3 protein-coding genes are annotated in these 5,057 nt (G+C 62.3%); 2 read left to right on the top strand and 1 reads right to left on the bottom strand.

The features are described from left to right. Positions 1-168: 168 nt before the first annotated feature. A complete protein-coding gene (locus tag PSTU_RS0109395; RefSeq protein ID WP_019340782.1) occupies positions 169-693 on the bottom strand; it encodes a nucleoside 2-deoxyribosyltransferase in 525 nt (174 codons plus the stop codon). 260 nt (positions 694-953) lie between these two features. Here PSTU_RS0109395 and xdhA point away from each other — a divergent pair, with 260 nt between their 5' ends. Further along, the gene (gene xdhA, locus PSTU_RS0109385; protein ID WP_019340781.1) at positions 954-2,393 is read left to right on the top strand and encodes a xanthine dehydrogenase small subunit; all 1,440 of its coding nucleotides are present in this window, start codon (positions 954-956) and stop codon (positions 2,391-2,393) included. Next, positions 2,386-4,776: a xanthine dehydrogenase molybdopterin binding subunit gene (gene xdhB, locus PSTU_RS0109380; protein WP_019340780.1), complete on the top strand. Its 2,391-nt coding sequence runs from the start codon at positions 2,386-2,388 to the stop codon at positions 4,774-4,776. The genes xdhA and xdhB overlap by 8 nt, the downstream gene beginning before the upstream one ends. Positions 4,777-5,057 lie beyond the last annotated feature (281 nt).

Genomic DNA, 5,057 nt, shown 5'->3' with positions numbered 1-5,057 from the left:
TTCGCTCAAGGACTGGCGGGTCGTATGACCGGCGAGCAGCGACGCTCGCCGGCGTCCGGACGGAGCAGTCAGCTTCTCAGTTCTTCGATTCGCCAATTTTGAGCGCAAACACGCCCGTTAAAAGCAAACTGCCGCGCCAGATCCGACGGCCAGTTTGCTCAGGCGCGACTAGGCATGCGGCGCTGGGCGCAGCGCCTTGGCCATGCATTGCAGAGCCTCACGCGGCCCACCGCAAATCAGCGTAGCGGGCACAGCCAGCATTAGATTCAGGGGAAGGTCGAACGCTTCCAGCTGCAGCCCGTCGCAATCGAGGCCAGGCACGCCACAAAGCTGCGGATGTTGGCGCTGAAGGCGTTCGGCATAGCTGCCCTCCCCCTCCAGATAGCCATATATCGGCTTGCCCTGCGCCGCGGCATAACCGACTTCGAAACTGGTGCCACTGTCCGGCTCGCCACCGCGAAAGAAGTTCAGATCGGCAAGCACCGCATCGGCCTGACCGAGCAATTCCAGATTGGCCCGATAGATCCAGGCTGCCTGGTCACGCGGCCCCTTGATCCCATGCGGCACCTGCTTATCCAGCGGGTACAAACCGATGAAGCCGAACTCGGCACACAAAGCCTTGAGCCATTCCCCCTGTTCAAGGGCATCAGGCCGAAACACAGCGGGGCCAGCGAGGTAGATGCGCAACGTCATTGAGATTTCATCCTGCAGAGCCGGGCCACAGCCCGATCAGCGAAAGTATGGTGAAGGTAGCGAACAGCGCCATCAGCAAGAGCAGCATGCCTGAGCCACACTCTTGGCATGCTCGACGCGCTTTTATGGTGACAAATGGATCAGTCAGAAACGGCTCATCGGATGCGCTGACTTTTGGGTCAGTAATTTCTTGACCGAAAAGTCAGATAAGGCTAATTTCCACCCCCAGAGCCCAGAACAATAAGCCCCGGAGGCCCGCCTTGATCCAGTTCCTACTCAATCGAGAACTGCGCCGTGAGCAGACACTCGATCCGAATACCACCGTGCTGGAGTATTTGCGCGAATATCGCGGCAAGTCCGGCACCAAAGAAGGTTGCGCTTCCGGTGACTGCGGTGCCTGCACCGTCGTGGTCGGTGAGCTGGACGGTGACCGCCTGCGCTACCGCACGCTCAATTCGTGCCTGACCTTCGTCAGCGCCTTGCACGGCAAGCAGCTGATCACCGTCGAAGACCTCAAGCACCAGGGGCAGCTGCACAGCGTTCAGCAAGCCATGGTCGACTGCCACGGCTCGCAGTGCGGCTTCTGCACGCCGGGCTTCGTCATGAGCCTGTTCGCCCTGCAGAAATCAGCGGACGGTTTCGACAAAGCCGACACCCATGAAGCCTTGGCTGGCAACCTCTGCCGCTGCACCGGCTACCGTCCGATCCTGGAAGCCGCCGAGCAGGCGTGCGGTGGCAAGCAGCCGGACCAGTTTGATGCACGCGAGGCCGAAACCATCGCCCAACTGAAGGCCATCGAACCCCGCGAAACCGCCGAGTTGAACAGCGGCGACAAGCGCTGCCTTTCGCCGCTGACCGTAGGCGATCTGGCTGACATCTACAGCGCCAACCCGGACGCCCGCCTGCTGGCCGGCGGCACCGACCTCGCCCTGGAAGTCACCCAGTTCCACCGCGAGCTGCCAGTGATGATTTACGTCGGCCACATCGCTGAAATGAAGAAAGTCGAGGTCACCAACAAGGGCATCGAGATTGGCGCCGCCACTCCGCTGACCGATTGCTATGAAGTGCTGGCGAAGGAATACCCGGACTTCGGCGAGCTGCTGCACCGCTTCGCCTCCTTGCAGATCCGCAACCAGGGCACCCTGGGCGGCAACATCGGCAACGCCTCGCCCATCGGCGATTCGCCACCCTTGCTGATCGCGCTGGGTGCGCAAGTCGTGCTGCGCAAAGGCAACAACAGCCGCACCCTGCTGCTGCAGGATTACTTCATCGACTACAAGGTCACCGCTCGCGAGCAAGGTGAATTCATCGAGAAGATCATCGTGCCGCGCGCCCAGCCGAACCGGGTGTTCCGCGCCTACAAAGTGTCCAAGCGCCTCGACGATGACATCTCCGCCGTCTGTGCAGCCTTCGACCTGAAGCTCGAAGACGGCCTGATCGACGATGCCCGGGTGGCCTTCGGCGGCATGGCGGCCATTCCGAAACGCGCGGTGGCCTGCGAGCGCGCCCTGATCGGCGCGCCGTTCACTGCCGACACTATCGAGCGCGCGTGTGAGGCACTGGAGAAGGACTTCACACCGTTGACCGATTTCCGTGCCAGCCGCGAATACCGCCTGTTGGTCGCACAGAACTTGCTGCGTAAATGCTTCCACGAACACCAAGCGCCGGCGTACGAGACGAGGGTCACTTCCTATGCATAAGCCAACCAAAACCCAGGAAGAAATCGCCGCCCTGTTCAAGCAGGACCTGGTCACTGGCGTCGGCCGCAGCGTCAAGCACGACAGCGCGCCCAAGCATGTCACTGGCGAGGCGGTGTACGTCGACGACCGCCTGGAATTCCCCAATCAGCTGCACGTCTATGCCCGCATGAGCGACCGAGCCCATGCCCGCATCGTGCGCATCGACACCGCGCCCTGCTACCAGATTGCGGGCGTGGCCATCGCCATCACGGCGCGGGACGTACCGGGTCAGCTGGACATCGGCGCGGTCATGCCCGGTGACCCGCTGCTGGCCGACGGTAAGGTCGAATATGTCGGTCAGCCGGTGATCGCCGTCGCCGCGGACAGCCTGGAAACCGCGCGCAAAGCAGCCATGGCCGCGATCATCGAATACGAAGATCTGGAGCCGGTGATCGACGTGGTCGATGCGCTGCGCAAGAAGCACTTCGTACTCGACAGCCATACCCACAAACGTGACGATTCCAGTGGCGCGCTGGCCACCGCCCCGCGTCGCCTGCAGGGCAGCCTGCACATCGGCGGCCAGGAACATTTCTACCTGGAAACCCAGGTCTCTTCGGTGATGCCCACCGAGGACGGCGGCATGATCGTCTACACCTCGACACAGAACCCCACCGAGGTGCAGAAGCTGGTCTCCGAGGTACTCGGCGTCTCGATGAACAAGATCGTCATCGACATGCGCCGCATGGGCGGCGGTTTCGGCGGCAAGGAAACCCAGGCCGCAGGCCCCGCGTGCATGTGCGCCGTGATCGCGCACTTGACCGGCCGCCCGACCAAGATGCGTCTGCCGCGCATGGAAGACATGACCATGACCGGCAAGCGTCACCCCTTCTACGTCGAGTATGACGTCGGCTTCGATGACGACGGCCTGCTGCATGGCATCGAGATCGACCTGGCCGGCAACTGCGGCTATTCGCCGGACCTCTCCGGCTCCATCGTCGACCGCGCCATGTTCCACTCCGACAACGCCTACTACCTGGGCGATGCCACCATCAACGGCCATCGCTGCAAGACCAACCTGGCGTCGAATACCGCCTACCGCGGCTTCGGCGGCCCGCAAGGCATGGTCGCCATCGAAGAGATCATGGATGCCGTCGCCCGCGAGCTGGGCAAGGACCCGCTCGAGGTGCGCAAGCGCAACTACTACGGCAAGACCGAGCGCAACGTCACGCCGTACTACCAGACCGTCGAGCACAACATGCTCGAAGAGATGACCGCCGAGCTCGAGGCCAGCAGTGAGTACGCCAAGCGCCGCGAAGAGATTCGCGCGTTCAATGCCAAGAGCCCGATCCTGAAGAAAGGCCTGGCGCTGACGCCAGTGAAATTCGGCATCAGCTTCACCGCCAGCTTCCTCAACCAGGCCGGCGCGCTGGTGCATGTCTACACCGACGGCAGCATCCACCTGAACCATGGCGGCACCGAGATGGGCCAGGGCCTGAACATCAAGGTCGCGCAGGTAGTGGCCGAGGTGTTCCAGGTCGACGTCGAGCGAATCCAGATCACCGCGACCAATACCGACAAGGTGCCTAACACTTCGCCGACGGCCGCGTCTTCTGGCGCCGACCTCAACGGCAAGGCGGCGCAGAACGCCGCGCAAACCATCAAGCAACGCCTGATCGAGTTTGCCGCCCGGCATTACCAGGTCACCGAAGAGGATGTGGAATTCAAGAACGGTCAGGTGCGCATTCGCGACGAGTACGTATCTTTCGACGAGCTGATCCAGCAGGCCTATTTTGGCCAGGTTTCGCTGTCGTCCACCGGCTTCTACCGCACGCCGAAGATCTACTACGACCGCAGCCAGGCGCGCGGCCGGCCGTTCTACTACTTCGCCTATGGTGCGGCGTGCTCGGAAGTGATCGTCGACACCCTAACCGGCGAGTACAAGATGCTGCGCAGCGACATCCTGCATGACGTCGGCGCCTCGCTGAACCCGGCCATCGACATCGGCCAGGTAGAAGGCGGTTTCGTTCAAGGCATGGGCTGGCTGACCATGGAAGAGCTGGTGTGGAACGACAAGGGCAAGCTGATGACCAGCGGCCCGGCGAGCTACAAAGTGCCAGCCGTGGCGGACATGCCGCTGGATCTGCGGGTCAAGCTGGTGGAGAACCGCAAGAATCCGGAGGACACCGTGTTCCACTCCAAGGCCGTGGGTGAGCCGCCGTTCATGCTTGGCATCTCGGTCTGGTGTGCGATCAAGGACGCCGTCGCCAGCCTGGCCGATTACAAGGCCCAGCCGCAGATCGACGCGCCGGCGACGCCCGAGCGGGTGCTCTGGGGTGTGGAGCAGATGCGTAAGTTGAAGCGGACTGCTAGTGCAGGCGCAACAGCGGAAACCACCCCGGCCTAAGTTGTAGGTTGGGCTGGGCGGCGCTCCGTTTCAGCAATGTAGGGTGGGCTTCAGCCCACCAATGGGCGAACCTCAATGGTGGGCTAAAGCCCACCCTACGAATGCCTGACCAACCAACAGCGTGGGCAGCGCGAAAATCTGCTTCAGCCCACCGGGTATTAGATGATCGTTTCGGTGAAAGACGCGTGGCGCATCTTTCACCTTCGAGGGACAGAACCATGAGCAACACGGCCTGGATCGATGCACTCGCCGACCTGCAGCAACAAGGCGAACCCTGCGTG

Origin of the sequence: Stutzerimonas stutzeri SDM-LAC (genome assembly GCF_000235745.1) — a bacterium.
GTDB classification, from domain to species: Bacteria; Pseudomonadota; Gammaproteobacteria; order Pseudomonadales; family Pseudomonadaceae; genus Stutzerimonas; species Stutzerimonas stutzeri_H.
Note: the sequence above shows the minus strand (reverse complement) of the source record. Positions and strands in the feature narration are given on the sequence as shown.

What these genes read in the sequence shown, in the direction of transcription:
- PSTU_RS0109395 (WP_019340782.1), bottom strand. Translation starts at nt 693, where the DNA reads ATGACGTTGCGCATCTACCTCGCTGGCCCCGCTGTGTTTCGGCCTGAT.
- xdhB (WP_019340780.1), top strand. Translation starts at nt 2,386, where the DNA reads ATGCATAAGCCAACCAAAACCCAGGAAGAAATCGCCGCCCTGTTCAAG.